Origin of the sequence: Pseudomonas sp. TUM22785 (assembly GCF_028198105.1) — a bacterium.
In the GTDB taxonomy this organism is placed as follows: Bacteria; Pseudomonadota; Gammaproteobacteria; order Pseudomonadales; family Pseudomonadaceae; genus Metapseudomonas; species Metapseudomonas solani.
Genome location: NZ_CP116239.1, coordinates 3,121,302 through 3,137,825 on the forward strand (window position 1 = coordinate 3,121,302; position 16,524 = coordinate 3,137,825).

Below are 16,524 nucleotides of genomic sequence, written 5' to 3' on the forward strand. Positions count from 1 at the left end.
CCACCTCATGTATCTGCACCTTTTTGAGCGAGTTCCTCCATGCGAACCCTGAAATTCAGCCACAAGATCATGGTGGCAGCCTCCCTGGTGGTGATCGCTGCCTTCGCGTCCTTCGCGCTGTACAACGACTACCTGCAGCGGAACGCCATCCGCCAGAACCTTGCCAACTACCTCAACGATGTCGGCCAGGTCTCCACGGGCAACATCCAGCACTGGCTGGTGGGCCGCATGCAATTGCTGGAGAACCTGGCCGAATCCATCGAGGACGACGCCAGCGAGGCGGCGTTGGCCAAGAGCCTGCAGCACCGCAGCATCGCCGCCGCCTTCCTCTATGCGTACTACGGCCAGGCGAGCGGCACCTACACCCAGTTCCCGCCCAGTGAACTGCCCGCCGGCTACGACCCGCGCCAGCGGCCCTGGTACATAAAGGCGGCGCAGACCAGCGGCCCCGGCCTGACCGAGCCCTACCTGGCCGCCGACCCGCGCGACGGCCTGCTGATCACCATCACCCGCCCGGTGAACGCCTCGGGCGCCCTGCAGGGCGTCGTCGGCGGTGACCTCAAGCTGAAGACGGTCGACGAGATCCTCAACTCCTTCGACCTGGGCGGCATGGGCTACGCCTTCCTGGTGGACGACAAGGGCACGGTGCTGGTCCACCCCGACCAGCAGCTGGTCCTGAAGAAGCTGCCGGACCTGTTCGCCGGCACTGCGCCGCGCCTGGAGTCTGCCCTGCAGAGCGTGAGCGACCGCAACGGCGAGGCGCGGATCGTGACCTTCCTGCCGGTGGAAGGGCTGACCGGGGTGCGCTGGTACGTGGGCCTGTCCGTCGATGAGTCCAAGGCCTTCGCCGCCCTGCAGGAGTTCCGCGTTTCCGCGCTGATGTCGACCATCATCGGCGTGGTCGCCATCCTCCTGCTGCTGGGCGGGTTGATCCGCATCCTGCTGCGCCCGCTGCACGTGATGAGCCACGCCATGAGCGGCATCGCCGAGGGCGAGGGCGACCTGACCCAGCGCCTGTCGATCGACTCCCGTGACGAGTTCGGCGAGCTGGCCGATGCCTTCAACCGCTTCGTCGAGCGCATCCACAAATCCATCCGCGAGGTGGCGTCCGCCACACGCGAGGTGCACGAGCGGGTGAGCACCGTGGTGCAGGCGTCGAACGCCTCCATGACTAACTCCAGCGAGCAGGCCGCCCGCACCGACAGCGTGGCCGCCGCCATCAACGAACTGGGCGCTGCCGCCCAGGAGATCGCCCGCAACGCCGCCGATGCCTCGGAACAGGCCAGCGACGCACGCCGCGATGCCGAGGAAGGGCAGGGCATGGTCGAGCGCACCCTGGTGGCGATGGGCGAGCTGTCGGAGAAGATCCAGGCGTCCAGCAACCACATCGAAGTGCTCAGCCAGAAGAGCAACGACATCGGCCAGATCCTTGACGTCATCAAGGGCATCTCCGAGCAGACCAACCTGTTGGCACTCAACGCCGCCATCGAAGCCGCCCGCGCCGGCGAGGCGGGACGCGGCTTCGCCGTGGTGGCCGACGAAGTGCGCAACCTGGCCCAGCGCACCCAGAGCTCGGCGCTGGAGATCCAGCAGATGATCGAACAGCTGCAGACCGGCGCCCGCGACGCCGTGGCGACCATGGGCGAAAGCCGCCACTTCAGCGACGACAGCGTGCGCATCGGCGGCCAGGCCGGCGAAAACCTGCGCGGCGTCACCCGCCGCATCGGCGAGATCGACGGCATGAACCAGTCCGTGGCCACCGCCACCGAGGAACAGACCTCGGTGATCGAAAGCCTGAACATGGACATCACCGAGATCAACGTCCTCAACCAGGACGGCGTGCACAACCTGCAGGCCAGCCTGAAGGCCTGTACCGAGCTGGATCAGCAGGTCAGCCGGCTCAAGCAACTGGTGGATACGTTCAGGATTTGATGGGGCGGTACCGTTCTTTCCTGGCCTGAGTGGATGCCGACTCAACGCGGATAGACATCTGCCTCGATGGGGTCATGGCCCAGGCCAGAGAACCCTTGCCTGAACCCGTAGGGCGTGACGTGACAGACCGGCTGGGTGCCGGTCTGCCGCTTCGCTGATAAAGGCGGAACGCTCGGTGTTCCGCAGCCCTCTGTATCTAAAAGCCCCTGCAATACCGAAGAAAAAGCCGTGTGCCCTGGCGACCCTAGATGACCTGTTCCAGCGTCTCTTCCGCCTGGGTCAGCCCCCGTGCCAGCAGTGACAGCAGGCAATGCAGGTTTGCGCAGTCTGGCCCGTGGGTATCGGCGTCGAGGAGCAACCCCAGCAGCAGTTCCAGGGCGCCGCTCACCCGAGCCAGTTCGTGTCCGACACCGGGCAGGCGTGCCAGCTCCACGCGGATGGCATGCAGTTCATCGAGCCGTGTATCGAAATCATTGGATCGGAGCAGGGCGCTGTCGGCACCGCGCAAGGGTTCGAGGTGGTCTTGCAGATCGTCCAGACGCCTAAGCGTGCAGCTGAGCATGGTGAGACTCCTGTGAAACGGTGCGTTCTCCGCTACCCAAACGCCAATTTGGGTGGGCGAAGCCGTGCGGGTTGGCGTACCGGTACACAGGAAACCGGCGTGCCCGAAGGCACCCACGCACGGCCCGCCCATTGAGAGCCAACCATGCCGGGGACACAAAAAACCGCCGAGTGGCGGTTTGAGTGTCCGCCTGTGTTCCGGGACGCCAATCCCAGGCCGCTGGCTAGCAGCGGCGGGCGAACGATAACGAGGGTGAGGAGAGGGGTCAACTACGTGGGGGCCAGGTGTATCTGCTGCTAGCCCCCTGGGCATGACCTAGTGCGAAGCATGCTTGAAAGGCTCTGGAATGGGGTTTTCAAGTAGAATTTGTGGGATTTCAGGGTTCCCTGAACGGCTTCACAAAATCTTCATCGGGCCAATTGACGCTGATCTGTCAAAGGCGTTTTCTACGTCATCTCCCCGGAAGCCGACAGGATCGTCGGCGAACATTCCGCTTCAAGGATGAGCATGCCAACCCAAACGCTGTCTCCAGTAAATATCAATACCTGCATCGGCTCAATTAAGTTGATGTGCTCCGTCTCGTTATTCTTTGTGATGGCTGAGATGTGCTCTGGCGTCGGGTCTATATATCTTTAGTTTTTCACGGAGTTATTCCATGGGCTGGTATGTCGGTGTTGCTTGTGATTTGAGATAAGGCGACTCATCTGTTTTATATGTTGTGCTCCGAGCTAGACATGATTGGGTGATTATTTGGGGGTTGTATGTGCTGCGTAAAATTGCTGCGAATGAGCTTTTCTGTCTTCTTCTTTTTCGTACTTGGAGGGGCAGGTTCTGCGTTCTCAAAGGAAGATGCCGTACTGGCTGAGAAATTCCCCGTATGCGAAAAGAATGTCCCGGTAGAGTGGGTAAGCCGGGAAAGAGCTATTGGTTTGACTGCGTATTCATTAGTAAACGGTTCTGGAGAAAAAAGAGATGTTGAGGCCATGGTCTATTTGGATAGAAATTATCCAAAAATTGATTATGGTGGGATTGATCGTAATGAAAATCCACTGACCAAATGGGAAGAAGTTTCAGAGGAAATATCCATTTTGAGAAAAGAGCAGGATGGGATAGATATCTCGAGTGATCAGAAAGACTCTATTCGCTTCTGGGGTTTTTTACCTTTTGAGCGAAATGATGGTGCTCTCACTTTTAAAAAAGATGGGCGCACTCTTTTGATTTATCGAAATATCTGGGAATTTGATGAAAGCCTGGCTAATCATTCTAAGGTAGTGTGTTTGGCTTACCCTGGAGGTCTCAAAGCTCTTCTCTTGGAAATGCCGCGAACAGTCAATGTATATGGAGAAAAAGAGCTATTGGGCCATTACAGGGATGTTGTTGAGTCGCTGTCGGAAAGCTCAGAGAAGATCTGGGAGAGCGACTTTAGAAAATCATCTGTTATGGATTTAAATGATGATGGGGTCGATGATTATCCATCTTTGGGCATTTATTCCACTAAGGAGGGTTATCGTTCTGCAGCATATTTTTTAAGAAAGGCTGATGTGGCCGAAGGATGTATTGATCTTGTTGAAGATTCATTTTTTATAACTACTGATGGTGGTGATTATTTTCTTAATGGGACTTGCAGCTTGAAAGAGCTTACACGGAGAGGTAACTAATATGGTAGCAGTAAAGTTATTGTGCGAACTAATAAAACTAGGGTCGGCCTGCTATTGATTTTTCACGTTTTTGGCTGCTTTTTTGTGATGTGTATGTTGCCCGGCTGGCTTGGTGCAAGGAGAGCTAATTGTCTTGATTTAAATGTCGGTTGTTTTCTTTGAGGATGGTTTGAATGTATAGATCTTTCATTGGGGAATGCCGTGCTTAAAAGAATTCTGCAGCGGAATGGGCGATTATCAGTGGTCAGGGTAGTTGTTTTTCTTGTTCTGCTTGTTGTGTTTGGCAGAGTTCTGGTTGGTGTTGGTTTGGAGGGTTATAAGGGCTATTGGAATTATTTGGGCTACTGCTCTGTTGATGGGGGTAAGTTGACTGATCAGCGTCGACTTGACTCTGCTGTTGATCACTATTTGTTGAATCAGAAAAATATTGACTATCTGGAGATTGCGGATGTTGAACGACCTGATAGGCCACCCTTGGATGATGTCATCAATGGTTTCAAAAGAGTGCCCTATGAGAGTAGGTCGGAGTTTTTGAAAGAAAATCCTGCTTGTTGCGAACTAACTGAAAGCATGCCTGACGGACAGCGCTTAGATTTTTGGGATCGTGTGGCGGGTGCGGGCGAGGGGCAATTCTTCTTCTCATACAAGGTTAGATATTTTGATGGGCTTGGGAGGTTGAAGGAAATTGTTGCCGATGGAGTCTTCTATCAGGTGGGCAATTGTGGGGAGGCTTTTTTTACTCATTATTATTGATTGGGTTTTAAAGGTGCTGATATTGTTTTTATAGGGAAATAGAAATGGCGTTGCCGACAGCGGAAGAAATTAAAAATCTTTATCTTTATGGGGTTAGCAAAAGACTACAGAATCTATTGGATCCCAGTCTGTCACAACCAAGGGCTGGTGTTGTGCTCTCCGTAGATGTTAATGACTATATGTCCAACGGTACTGGGCGGTATGCGGATGTTGCGGGTTTTGATTTTATAGCGGACTTCTTTGGGTGGGGTAATAGTATGCCGCCCGAAATATATACCAAGAGCGCCGCTCACCCGGGCCAGCTCGTGGCTGACATCGGGCCGGCGGCGGATGGCCTCCAGCTCATAGAGCCGTGTATCGAAGTCATTGGATCGGAGCAGGGCGCTGTCGGCGCGCGCAACGGTTCGAGGTGGTCTTGCAGGTTGTCCGGATGCATAAGCGTACAGCTGAGCATGGTGAAACTCCTGAGTTGCAGCGTGCTCCCCGACACTCAAACGCCATTGGGGTGACAGTCCCCTGGAATGGCCCCTGCCAGGCATGCTTGAAAGGCTTTGGGATGGGGTTTTCAAGTAGAGTTTGTGGAATTTCAGGGTTCCCTGAACGGCTTCACAAAATCCTCATCGGGCTGATTGACGCTGATCTGCCAAAGGCGTTTTCTACGTCATCTCCCCGGAAGCCGACAGGATCGTCGGCGAACATTCTGCTTCAAGGATGAACATGCCCTCGCTTCCCTCTGCTGCTTCTCTACATAGTCATTTTTTATTAACAGTGCTGGCAGGTTTTCAAGTGCCGGTGCACGGGTGCTTTTATATTAAGTCTTGAGTGGGTTGCCTCTTGGGTATTTCTCTCATTTCGATAATTTTCTGGAGTGGTAGTGCAACTTAAAAATTATTTTTGGAGGTGGTATGAACGGGGTTTCTGGTAAGCGTCGCTGGCTCTTATTGGGGGGTGGAGTACTTGCTCTCGGGGTCGCGTGCTCATTGCATTTTTGGTATCGGCTCTATCAGAACGACAAAGGTATTTGTCATGTCGATGGCCGAGTACTGGCCGAAGAGGAACATCGTAAGAGAACCTTGCAAAGCCTTGTGAGTTTGGAGGTTGAAAATATATGGACTAATGAGAGCAAGTATAACGATGGGGCTGCGGTTGTAGGGGTGATTCCAGGAGGGTTGAAGTCTGATGTTCCAAGCATAATGGCTTTGTCTGTTCAGAACGAAGAATCTTTTGAAGCTAATTTCGGTATTGAGGTTGTTCCTTTCCAAGAAAGTGGTCCGGCTATAGTGGCTCCTGAAGAGCCATATACTCTGGTGGTCTATGACCGTGGTGTTGGAGGGCGGGCTGGTTTTACTGATTCAAAGAGTGTTGTTCGCGCTCTTGTGCACGTTGTAGGGGAGGATGAGGTTGGCCTTTTAGATCGCTATAGAGGGTATGGAAATTATTTTTATCGAGTAAATAATGTGCTGATTTCGCGTGAGTGTTGCGATGCCAGGAAGGGAAGCATGACGCGAGAAGAATATATAAGTAGAAAATATAGATTTTATAAGGAGTCGCTCGAGACATTTAGGCTCGGTTGGGCGGATTTTTATCAGATTGCGGTTGTTTCGAATTGTGGGGAGTTGTTGCTTGTCGATAGCGAAAATGGAATTAATGATAAAAGCGTAAAATGGCTAAAGGGAGTTTACTAAATGACGATGCCTACGATCGAGAAAGTGGTTTCAAGATTTCTTTTTGATTCGGATGCTCCTCCTTCTGATTTGAAGGATGATGCTCTTATTCGAGGGGCTGGGGTAAAGGGAAGCGTGCTTCAGGTTGATATGAACGATTACATGACGAACGGTGGGGGGCGCTTCGTTGGTCTTGAACAATTCAGATATTTGAGAAATTTTTTGGCGGGTAATGACTCGGCGTATGTGGGTGGCCTGACTTTACCTCCGGGTGCATATAGCACTGCTCAAATTTTAGCTTTTTACAGGATACCTGCGAATAAGGAAATTTTGGCAGCGGCTCAGTACTATTTTGGTATTGATGAGGCCGACTACGCTGAGAGAGCGTATGTCTTTGGGTCAGGGAAGTATCGTATAAATGATGATGCCGTTTTTTTGGTGAATGCAGATGGCTCTCGTGAGGTACATAATGCTTATGTAAGGCCTGAGAATGACGATTTTGACTACGAAGGAGATGGTATCTATGCAGATGTGACTAATTTTTTAACTAAAGAGCAAATTGATCCTTCTGGAATTGGCAGGACAGTGCCCATTGAGTTTACTGGTACTATCCCTCTTGCATCGCGGCAAACACTGACGGGTTCAGATTGGGCCAGGCTTGAGAGTCTGAACGAGAAAGTACAGGAAAAAATAACTGCCAATCAAATTTATTTGGCGGCAAATATTTTAGATTATTCTGCCCTTTTTGCGGGTGTAATGAAGCGTCTTGTTGATGCTGGGTTGGTGACATATAAGGATGCGGATGGGCGTTTTGTTATTTATGATGGGAAAGATATTTTTCATAATGGGGTTATTGATGCGGAGGAGATAGGTAATGTAACTGACTTCTTTAATGGTGCTGCCATTATTGCAGGGAAAGGCAATGATACTCTTTTGGGTACAAGTTACTCTGATGAAGAGTTATACGGTGGGGAAGGTGACGATCGTCTCGATGGGCGCCAAGGTGCGGACCGGATGGAGGGGGGCATAGGCGATGACACCTATGTTGTCGACGATGAAGGGGATGTCGCTTTTGAAAAGCCAGGAGAAGGTAGGGACAAGGTTGAGTCCAGTGTCTCGTTTACCTTGGGCGCTGAGGTTGAAGAGCTGACGCTCACAGGAAGTGCGAAGATTAATGGTACGGGTAACTCACTAGGAAATCTAATTGAGGGTAACGGCGCTGCTAACCTGCTTAAAGGAGAGGGTGGGGCCGATACAATAATTGGTGGTGGCGGTAATGACACCATTTATGGCGGCGATGATGCGGATACTATAAAGGGCGGAGCCGATGATGATGAAATTTATGGTGAGGCCGGAAAAAATCATCTACTTGGTGAGGGAGGTTCGGACAAGCTCTACGGCGGTATCGATGCAGATTATCTAGATGGTGGGAAGGGGGGCGACTATCTGTATGGCTCTGCTGGTTTTGATGTCTATGTGGCTGACGCTAGCGACGTCATTGAGGATGACGCAAATGGGTTCGGCAAGGTTTTGCTGAATAACAAGTTGCTCACTGGCGGCACCAGAAAAGAAGATGATCCCGAAAACGAATACAAGGGCGGCGGGAACATCTATGTTCTGAATGGCAACACTCTGGTCATCAATGGCGGCCTTACGATCAATAAGTTCAAGAACGGTGACCTAGGCATCAATCTTGAGACTAAGCCAGAAGAAGAGGAAGAGGAGGAAGAAGAGGAAGAGGTCCCCGAGACCAATGACGCCGAGACTAGAACCTCGCCTATCGTCATCGACCTGGACGGTGACGGGATCGAGACCAAGAAAGTAGGCTCGGCCTATTTCGACCTGAACAACGATGGCCTGAGTGAACGAAGCGGTTGGGTCAGCCCTGATGATGGATTGCTGGTACATGACCGCAATGGGGATGGGCGCATCAGCAATGGCGCAGAGCTGTTCGGCAACCACAGCATCCTCAACAATGGCAAGACTGCCGAAAACGGCTTCCAGGCGCTTGCCGAATACGACAATAACGGCGACGGGCTGATCAACGCCGATGACGCCTCGTATTCGTCGCTGCAGGTGTGGCGCGATCTGAACGGCAATGGCGTCAGCGATGAAGGTGAATTGCAGAGCCTGGCCGATGCGGGTGTCGTTTCTATCAGCACCGGATATACGACCTCCAATCAGAAAGACGCGAACGGTCATGAGTACCGGCAGATCGGCAGCGTAAACCTGGCAAATGGAACGACCTCCGTTGCGGCGGATGTCTGGTTCAAGGTCGATGGGGCCCGTCGTATCAACAGCGGCGATATCGTGCTGACGCCCGATATCCATTTCCTCGCCAACGCGAAAGGCTTCGGCAACGTCCATGACCTGCATCAGGCCATTGCACTGGATCCCGCGCTCAAGGGGCTGCTTGCCCAATACGTATCGGCGACAGATGCAACCAGTCGCGATGCGCTGCTCGATAACCTTATTTACCGTTGGGCTGGTGCTGCTGATGTCGACCCTTACAGCCGTGACCCCAAGAAGGTCTACAGCCATGTGATGGATGCGCGTCAGCTCGTCACCCTGGAGAACCTAGTGGGGCGCCCCTACCTGGGTACTTGGTGCTGGGGTGAGCGTGACCCGAACCCCCACGGGCAGGCGGCGCCGATCCTGGTGGCCGAGTACCTGGAGTTCAAACGCTTCACCGCTGCGCAGATTCTCGCGCAGACCGAATACGCAAAAGAGCTGGACATCATCAAGTCGGCGTTCGGCTCCGATGCGCAGAGCATCGTGGTCGATTGGAACTCGTTGCAGGGCAAGCTCAACGGGCTGCTGGCCAATGGTGAACAGGAGCGCATTCGTGGCGTTGTAGCCATCCTTACCGATCTCGGTACCTACTCGCCCAGCTATCGCGCCAAGCGCGACGCGGCCTTCCAAGCCATCGCCGCATCCAACGTAAACCTGGCGACGTATTTCGATTTTTCCAAACGTATCGGCACTGCGGGTAATGACACGCTTTACGGTGTCGAGGCCGGGACCATCTTCTACGGGCAGGAAGGTGACGATCGCCTGTATGGCTATTCCGGCGTCGACAGCTATCACTTCGCTCGTGGTCAAGGTAACGATGCCGTTCTCGACCGTGGCGGTCTGGACCAACTGGTGTTCGGTTCGGGTATCGGCCAGAGCGACCTGGTGTTTTCTCGGAACACCACCACCGTCTGGATCAACGTCAAGAACGCGGACGGCAGCGATGCCGGCTCGGTGCGCATCGACAACTTCTTCGACTTCGATGGTTCGCTGGCCTATGGCGCCATCGAGGCGATCCGTTTCGTCGATGGCGGCGGCCTGAGCCAGCAGCAGATGCTCGACCTGCTGACCGCATCGTCGCTGACCGCTGGCAATGATCTGGTGTTCGGCACTGCCGCTGGTGACAGCATCGATGCTCTGGCCGGTAACGACAGCATTCACGGCCTGGGTGGCCACGATCAACTCTCCGGCGGTGCCGGCGATGACGTGCTGATGGGCGACGATGGCAATGATTCCCTGATCGGCGGTGCCGGCAACGATTCGCTTGTCGGTGGACGCGGCAACGACACCTACCTGTTCGATGTCGGCCATGGCAACGATGTGATCGATAACGCGGCCGATGCAGCCGGCGGCAAGATCGACCGGGTGGTGTTCGGCGCAGGGATCGATCCCGCCGCCGTTGGCGTGAAGCGCAATGGCAGTGACCTGCTGCTGCAAACCTCGGCCACTGACAGCGTGCGGCTCACCAATTACTTCAGCGCCGAAGGTACCAATGGCATCGCTGTCGACCGCATCGAGTTCCACAACGGTACGGTCTGGAGCATCGCGGACGTCAAGGGCCTAGTGTTGCAGGCCACTGCTGGTAACGACCTGATCGAGGGCTACGTGACCAACGATCAGCTCTCCGGTCTGGCGGGGGACGATCGACTGTTCGGTTATGCCGGCAACGACACCCTGCTGGGCGGCGAGGGGCGCGACACCCTTGACGGTGGCATCGGCGATGACCGGCTGTTCGGCGAGGCCGGTGACGACGTGCTGGAGGGTGGCGAGGGCAACGACTACCTGGATGGGGGAGAAGGCAACGATCGCATCGACGCGGGTGTCGGTGACGATACGCTGGTCGGCGGTGCCGGCAACGACTACCTCAATGGCAGCGCCGGCCGCGACACCCTGCAAGGTGGCGACGGCGACGACACTCTGGTGGGGGGCGCCGGTGATGACTTCCTGGGCGGTGGCAAGGGTAACGATCGCCTTGATGGTGGCAATGGCACCAACAACTACCTGTTCGCCCGGGGTGATGGCCAGGATGTGATCGTGGACGCCTACGAGGGGATCGTAACCATCTATCTCGCGGACCTGCCCCTGGAAACCCTGGTCTTCCGCCGTAATGGCACCAGCCTCGAGGTTTCGTTCCCGGACAGCCCGGCCGACCTGATCTCGCTTTCCGCGTTCTTCCGCGAAGAGGTGCCGCTGAGCGGTATTCGCCTGCGCTACGGCGATGGGCTGGAAACCTTCATCGCCGCTACGCAATTGCGCCAGCTCACCCTGGACGGTACTGCAGCGGGTGACCTGATCAACGCCTATTCCACCGACGACCTGATCGACGCACTTGCTGGTAACGATACGGTCTACGCGGGCGCTGGCAATGACACTCTGCGAGGCGGTGAAGGGGACGACCTCCTGGACGCCGGGGTCGGCAACGATCTCGTCGAAGGCGGCCTTGGCAATGACACCCTGTTGGCCGGTGAGGGCGATGACCTGCTGGACGGTGGGGCGGGCGACGACCAACTGGAAGGCGCCGCAGGCAATGACCAGTACCGGCTCGCGGCGCATTGGGGTCATGACCTCATCATCGACCGGAGCGGTACCGACAGCGTTCGTTTCGACGGTATTGCGGCGGAGGACCTGCTGCTGCGCCGTGACGGCGAAGACCTGGTGGTGACCCATAAGGTCTCAGGCGACAGCGTGCGGATCCAAGGGCAGTTCTCCTATCAGGCCGGGCAGGCTGGCGTGTACGCCATCGAGCAATTCATCTTCGACGGCGGCCTCACCTGGGACTTCGACACCATCAAGCTCAAGGCCCTGGAAGGCACCGCCCAGGACGACGCCATCTATGGCCATGCCGACGACGATGTGATCGATGCGGGCCTAGGCAACGACCTCGTCCAGGCCGGCTTCGGCAACGACCAGGTGCTGGGTGGCGAAGGCAATGACACCCTGCATGGCGAAGCGGGCAACGACACGCTCTCCGGCGGCGCAGGCGACGACCAGCTGTACGGCGAAGAGGGTGAGAACCAGCTCTCCGGTGGCGACGGCAACGATGCCCTCTACGGGGGCTACCAGGCCGATTTGCTGGCTGGTGACGCGGGCGATGACCTGCTCGACGGCGGCGATGGCAACGACACCCTGCGCGGTGGCGAAGGCCATGACTCGCTGATCGGTGGCGGCGGCAATGACCAGCTGTTCGGCGATGCCGGTAACGACACCCTGCAGGGCAATGGCCTGCTCGATGGTGGCAGCGGCGATGACCTGCTGGAAGGCTACGGCGAACTGCTGGGCGGCGATGGCAACGACACGCTCCATGGCCAGGGCTCCGACACACTGGTGGGCGGCGCGGGCAATGACCTGATCGTCGCGCGCAACGATGCCTGGAGCGGCAACGCCAGCGTTATCGAAGGCGGCACCGGCAACGACACGATCTACGGCTCCTTCGGCGACGACACCTACCGCTTCAACCTCGGTGACGGCCAGGATCTGCTGATCGAACGTCGCGCCAACGAAGCCTTCAGCAACATCACCCCGAGCGTCGACACCCTGAGCTTCGGCGAGGGCATCAGCGCGGCGGACCTGAGCTTCCACCGTCGTGGCCTGGACCTGATCATCGAACACGCCAACGGCACTGACCGCATCACCGTGCAGAACTGGTTCAAGGAGCCCACCGACCACTTCAAGCTGGACAGCCTGACCTTCGCCGATGGCAGCTCGCTGAGCCAGGCGGATGTCGAAAACCGTGTCATCCACCACGGCACCGACAACGCCGACAGCATCCTCGGTTACCGCAACCTCGCCGACACCATCCACCTGGGTGCCGGTGACGACAAGGCCTGGGGGCGTGCCGGCAACGACACCATTCTCGGGGAGGGTGGCAACGACTACCTCGAGGGTGAGGACGGCGATGACCTGATCCTCGGCGGTTCCGGCAACGACCAGCTTGACGGCGGTGCAGGCGCCGACCGCCTCATCGGCGGCACTGGCGACGACAAGTACGTCTACAGCCTGGGCGACGGTGCGGACGTTATCGACAATACCGGCGGCGGCAACGACGGCGTGTTCTTCTCCGGCGGCATCACCCAGGACCGGCTGAGCTTCCGCCGCGACAGCGACGATCTGCTGATCCTGGTGGACGGCGATGCGCAGCAGTCGGTGCGCGTGCTGGGGCACTTCCTCGGTGGCGACAAGGCCATCAGCTACGTCCAGCCGGATGGCGGCTTCATGCTCACTGCCACGCGCATCGGCCATATGGCCGCGGCCAACGGCGTGGCCGGTGGCTACGAGGCGGTGATCGACGGCGGTACGGCGGCGGATCGCCTCTCCGGCTACGACGGTCGCGACCTGCTGCGCGGCCTGGCCGGCAACGACACCCTGTTCGGCATGGCCGGCAACGACCAGCTGGAGGGCGGTGACGGCAACGACTACCTCTCCGGCGGCAACGGCGGCAATGCGGGTTCCGGCGACGATGTGATCATCGGCGGCGCGGGCAACGACGTGCTGGACGGTGAAGACGGCAACGACCGTCTGGTGGGTGGCACCGGTGACGACAAGTACTACTACCGCGCCGGTGGCGGCAAGGACGTCATCGACAACACCGGTGGCGGCTTCGACGGCGTCTTCGTGCTCAATGGCGTGGCCCGTGCGCGCCTGAGCTTCCACCGCGACGGCAATGACCTGGTCATCCTCGTCGACAAGGACATGGCCCATCAGCTGCGCATCACCAACCACTTCCTGGGCGGCGACTCGGCCATCGACTACGTACAACCGGACGACGGCGGCAGCTACCTCACCACCGCGCAGATCGCCGGCATGATCACCGCCTTCCCGGACGGCACCGGCACCCCCGGCCCGGTGGACCCGGAACCGACCGACCCGGGCACGCCCACCGACCCTGGCACCGGGCAACCGCCGGTTCCCGGCCTGGGCGGTGCCGACTCGCTCACCGGCACCGCTGGCAACGACGTGCTGATCGGCGGTGCCGGCAACGACACCCTGGCCGGCGCGGCGGGCAACGACCGCTTGCTGGGCGGCGTGGGTGACGACACCTACGTCTACACCGCCGGGCTGGATGTGATCGAGGAAGCGGGCGGCGCGGCGGACACCCTGCGCTTCGCCGGTGGCATCACCTACAACCAGGTGGGCTCGGGCCTGTCCAAGTCGGGCAACGACCTGATTCTCAAGGTCAATGGCAGCACCACCAACCAGGTGACGCTGAAGGACTTCTTCCTGGGTGGCGACAACCTGGTCGAGACCTTCACCTTCGAGACCGGTGGCCAGCTCACCGCCGCGCAGATCTTCGGCGCGTTCGGTATCGCCATGCCGACACCGGTGGCGGCCTTCGACAACACCGTGCAAGGCACGGCGGGCAACGACGGCGCCCTCAACGGCACCGCCCAGCGCGACCTGCTGCTCGGCTACAACGGCAACGACTCGCTGTCCGGCGGTGCCGGCAACGACCGCCTGGAAGGGGGTAACGGCAACGACACCCTCGTCGGTGGCCAGGGCAACGACACCCTGCTCGGCGGTCGTGGCGACGACACCTACGTCTTCAGCGCCGGCAGCGGGCAGGACGTCATCGACAACACCGGTGGCGGCTACGACACACTGCGCTTCGAAGGCATCGCCTTCAATCAAGTCTCCAGTGGCTTGATGAAGAGCGGTAACGATCTGGTGCTCAAGGTTAGCGGTGGCAGCGATCAGGTCACCCTGAAGAACTGGTTCCTGGGCGGCGACGCCGTCGTCGACGTGATCACCTTCGCAGCCGGCGGGCAACTGACCGCTGCCCAGGTGTTCAGCGCCTTCGGGCTCACCAACCCCGACACTGTCGGTTCGCCGAACTACCTGAACGTCCCGGACGACCGCAGCTTCGGCACCGTCCTGGCCGGCCAGGCGGGCGATCAGAACATCCTCGGCTCCTCGGACGCGGACCTGATCGACGGTGGCGCAGGCAACGACACGCTGCGCGGCGGCAAGGGCAATGACTACCTGATCGGCGGGGACGGCAACGACACCTACCGCTTCGCCGCCGGCGACGGCCAGGACGTCATCAACAACCTGTCGAACAAGCCCGCCGACAACGATGTGCTGAGCATCGAAGGCATCACCCGCGAGAACCTCTGGCTGTCGCGCCAGGGCAACAACCTGGTGATCGACGTGCTGGGTTCGGCCGATGCCATCACCGTGCAGGACTGGTACGCGGGTGCGGCGCAGAAACTGGACGCGGTGCAAGCCGGCAGCTCCACGCTCTACGCCAACCAGATGGACAACCTGGTCAACGCCATGGCCGCCTTCGGCGCGCCCACGGGCGGGGAGATGAACCTGTCCCAGGCCCAGCGGGATCAGCTCAATGTGGTGATCGCCGCCAACTGGCAGTGAGTGTGAAGATGTAGCCAACTGAAGCAGCCCGCCTTATGGCGGGCTGTTTCCATGTGGTTTTCCCGCTTATGCGGTGTGTTGTTTGATGCAGATAGCATATTTTCACTTTTTCATTGAGTCGATGCTGTAGGTAGGTTTATGCGCTATCGGTTTTTCTTGGTGCTACTGCTTTTAGGGGCGTTCTCTGAATGCTCTATTGCAAACCAAAATTCGCGCTGGGGAGTTTGCAATGATTTGCATGAGTACTCTAAGGACGGAGGGATAACCGAAGAGAAACTCTCTCAGTGGGTGCATGGGCTGGATAGGCCTGATTCAGTTGAAATGTCTGCTGGGAGAGCGGTTCGTATTCAGGTCGAGGCATCGACTATTGGCTTGGCAGAAATTGATGAGCTTACTTGGAGTGGGGTTGATCGCTCTGTGGATAACCTATATTCCGGGGTTTGGCGGGCTTTTTTTATGTCCGTGGATATAGATAACGATGGAGAAAATGAACGGGTGGCGATATATCGCAAATCCGGAATTTTTGGGCAGGCTTATGCGTATGTGTTGGCTGATGGGGATGAAATAAGTCGGAGCTATTTAGGGTCGGATGGTCGCCCTCTTGCGGTGGGTGGGGAGCTGTTTTTTTATGAGGGTAAGGTCTACTGGCTTCAGATTGATCCTCGTCTAGACAAAAAATATAAAGCTCATGTGAGTGGTTGGAAGAGATTCATAAGGGTTTATCGCGCGGAGAGAGGAACAGGGTTGCCGATTTTAGTTTATGGGGTTCATGGTGAGTTGTGCGAAATTAGCATTAAAGAGAGTGGGTGAGTTTGGGGTGTCAGAATATTAATAGGAAAGAAGGTGTGTCGGTGCTGGGCGGTACGGCTGCTTTCTGCCGGTTCTCCAGTTTCATGGAGTAAATTTATGCCTTGTGTTTTCGAGAAAATGAGTAGTGCTGATTGGGAGAAAGTGCATCTCTGATGCACGCTGTAATCCTGTAAATAAAGTATGGCTTGAGATAAATGGTTTTTCTAATTGGGAGAGGTTGTTCTGGGTTGTCGATAGGCATAACGATTATTACGTTTTCCCTTGCGCGAGTGGCAGGGATAGCTCGTGTGGTGCGTCATTTTACGTTTATTTGAATGGGTTGATTCAAGAGGTTTATGTTGACGGTTTGTTTGGGGATTTGGTTGAGTTCAGAGGTGGGCAGTTGCTCGCAGCAGATAAAGTAAGGTTTTCAGCTTTTCTGAAGACTGCCTTACCTGTTTTAGCTAGGTATGGAGTGGGTGCGGATAATGAATTGGATAAGATCAAT

General features: G+C 56.9%; 7 protein-coding genes and 1 pseudogene. 7 read left to right on the forward strand and 1 reads right to left on the reverse strand.

Annotation, left to right across the window (positions count from 1 at the left end):
• Window positions 1–69 precede the first annotated feature (69 nt).
• Both PI990_RS31580 and PI990_RS31585 read left to right on the forward strand, forming a co-directional pair.
• Window positions 70–1,026, forward strand: a pseudogene (locus PI990_RS31580) (cache domain-containing protein); the annotation flags it as partial.
• A 141-nt stretch (window positions 1,027–1,167) separates the two neighbouring features.
• Window positions 1,168–1,932 carry a methyl-accepting chemotaxis protein gene (locus PI990_RS31585; RefSeq protein WP_371850563.1) on the forward strand — a complete coding sequence of 255 codons (765 nt, stop codon included), beginning with the start codon at window positions 1,168–1,170 and terminating at the stop codon, window positions 1,930–1,932.
• Window positions 1,933–2,176: 244 nt separating this feature from the next.
• Here the strand turns inward: PI990_RS31585 and PI990_RS14495 are convergent, their stop codons facing one another.
• Window positions 2,177–2,494 carry a DUF1484 family protein gene (locus tag PI990_RS14495; protein ID WP_021220744.1) on the reverse strand — a complete coding sequence of 106 codons (318 nt, stop codon included), beginning with the start codon at window positions 2,492–2,494 and terminating at the stop codon, window positions 2,177–2,179.
• Window positions 2,495–3,279: 785 nt separating this feature from the next.
• Here PI990_RS14495 and PI990_RS14500 point away from each other — a divergent pair.
• From PI990_RS14500 to PI990_RS14530, 5 genes are all read left to right on the forward strand, one after another.
• Window positions 3,280–4,152, forward strand: a complete 873-nt coding sequence (locus tag PI990_RS14500) for a hypothetical protein (protein WP_271661065.1) — start codon at window positions 3,280–3,282, stop codon at window positions 4,150–4,152.
• Window positions 4,153–4,353: 201 nt separating this feature from the next.
• Window positions 4,354–4,905, forward strand: coding sequence for a hypothetical protein (locus PI990_RS14505; RefSeq protein WP_271661066.1), 552 nt, complete (start codon window positions 4,354–4,356; stop codon window positions 4,903–4,905).
• 905 nt (window positions 4,906–5,810) lie between these two features.
• Window positions 5,811–6,590, forward strand: a complete 780-nt coding sequence (locus PI990_RS14510; protein WP_271661067.1) for a hypothetical protein — start codon at window positions 5,811–5,813, stop codon at window positions 6,588–6,590.
• A 510-nt stretch (window positions 6,591–7,100) separates the two neighbouring features.
• Complete coding sequence (locus PI990_RS14525) at window positions 7,101–15,227, forward strand: calcium-binding protein (RefSeq protein ID WP_442969335.1); 8,127 nt, start codon at window positions 7,101–7,103, stop codon at window positions 15,225–15,227.
• Between the two features lie 138 nt (window positions 15,228–15,365).
• The gene (locus PI990_RS14530; protein ID WP_236232475.1) at window positions 15,366–16,037 is read left to right on the forward strand and encodes a hypothetical protein; all 672 of its coding nucleotides are present in this window, start codon (window positions 15,366–15,368) and stop codon (window positions 16,035–16,037) included.
• The last annotated feature ends 487 nt before the right edge of the window (window positions 16,038–16,524 follow it).

Bases quoted from the DNA above. Each gene is read 5' to 3' on its own strand.
- PI990_RS31585 (WP_371850563.1), top strand. From the start codon at position 1,168: ATGACTAACTCCAGCGAGCAGGCCGCCCGCACCGACAGCGTGGCCGCC.
- PI990_RS14495 (WP_021220744.1), bottom strand. From the start codon at position 2,494: ATGCTCAGCTGCACGCTTAGGCGTCTGGACGATCTGCAAGACCACCTC.
- PI990_RS14500 (WP_271661065.1), top strand. From the start codon at position 3,280: ATGAGCTTTTCTGTCTTCTTCTTTTTCGTACTTGGAGGGGCAGGTTCT.
- PI990_RS14510 (WP_271661067.1), top strand. From the start codon at position 5,811: ATGAACGGGGTTTCTGGTAAGCGTCGCTGGCTCTTATTGGGGGGTGGA.
- PI990_RS14530 (WP_236232475.1), top strand. From the start codon at position 15,366: ATGCGCTATCGGTTTTTCTTGGTGCTACTGCTTTTAGGGGCGTTCTCT.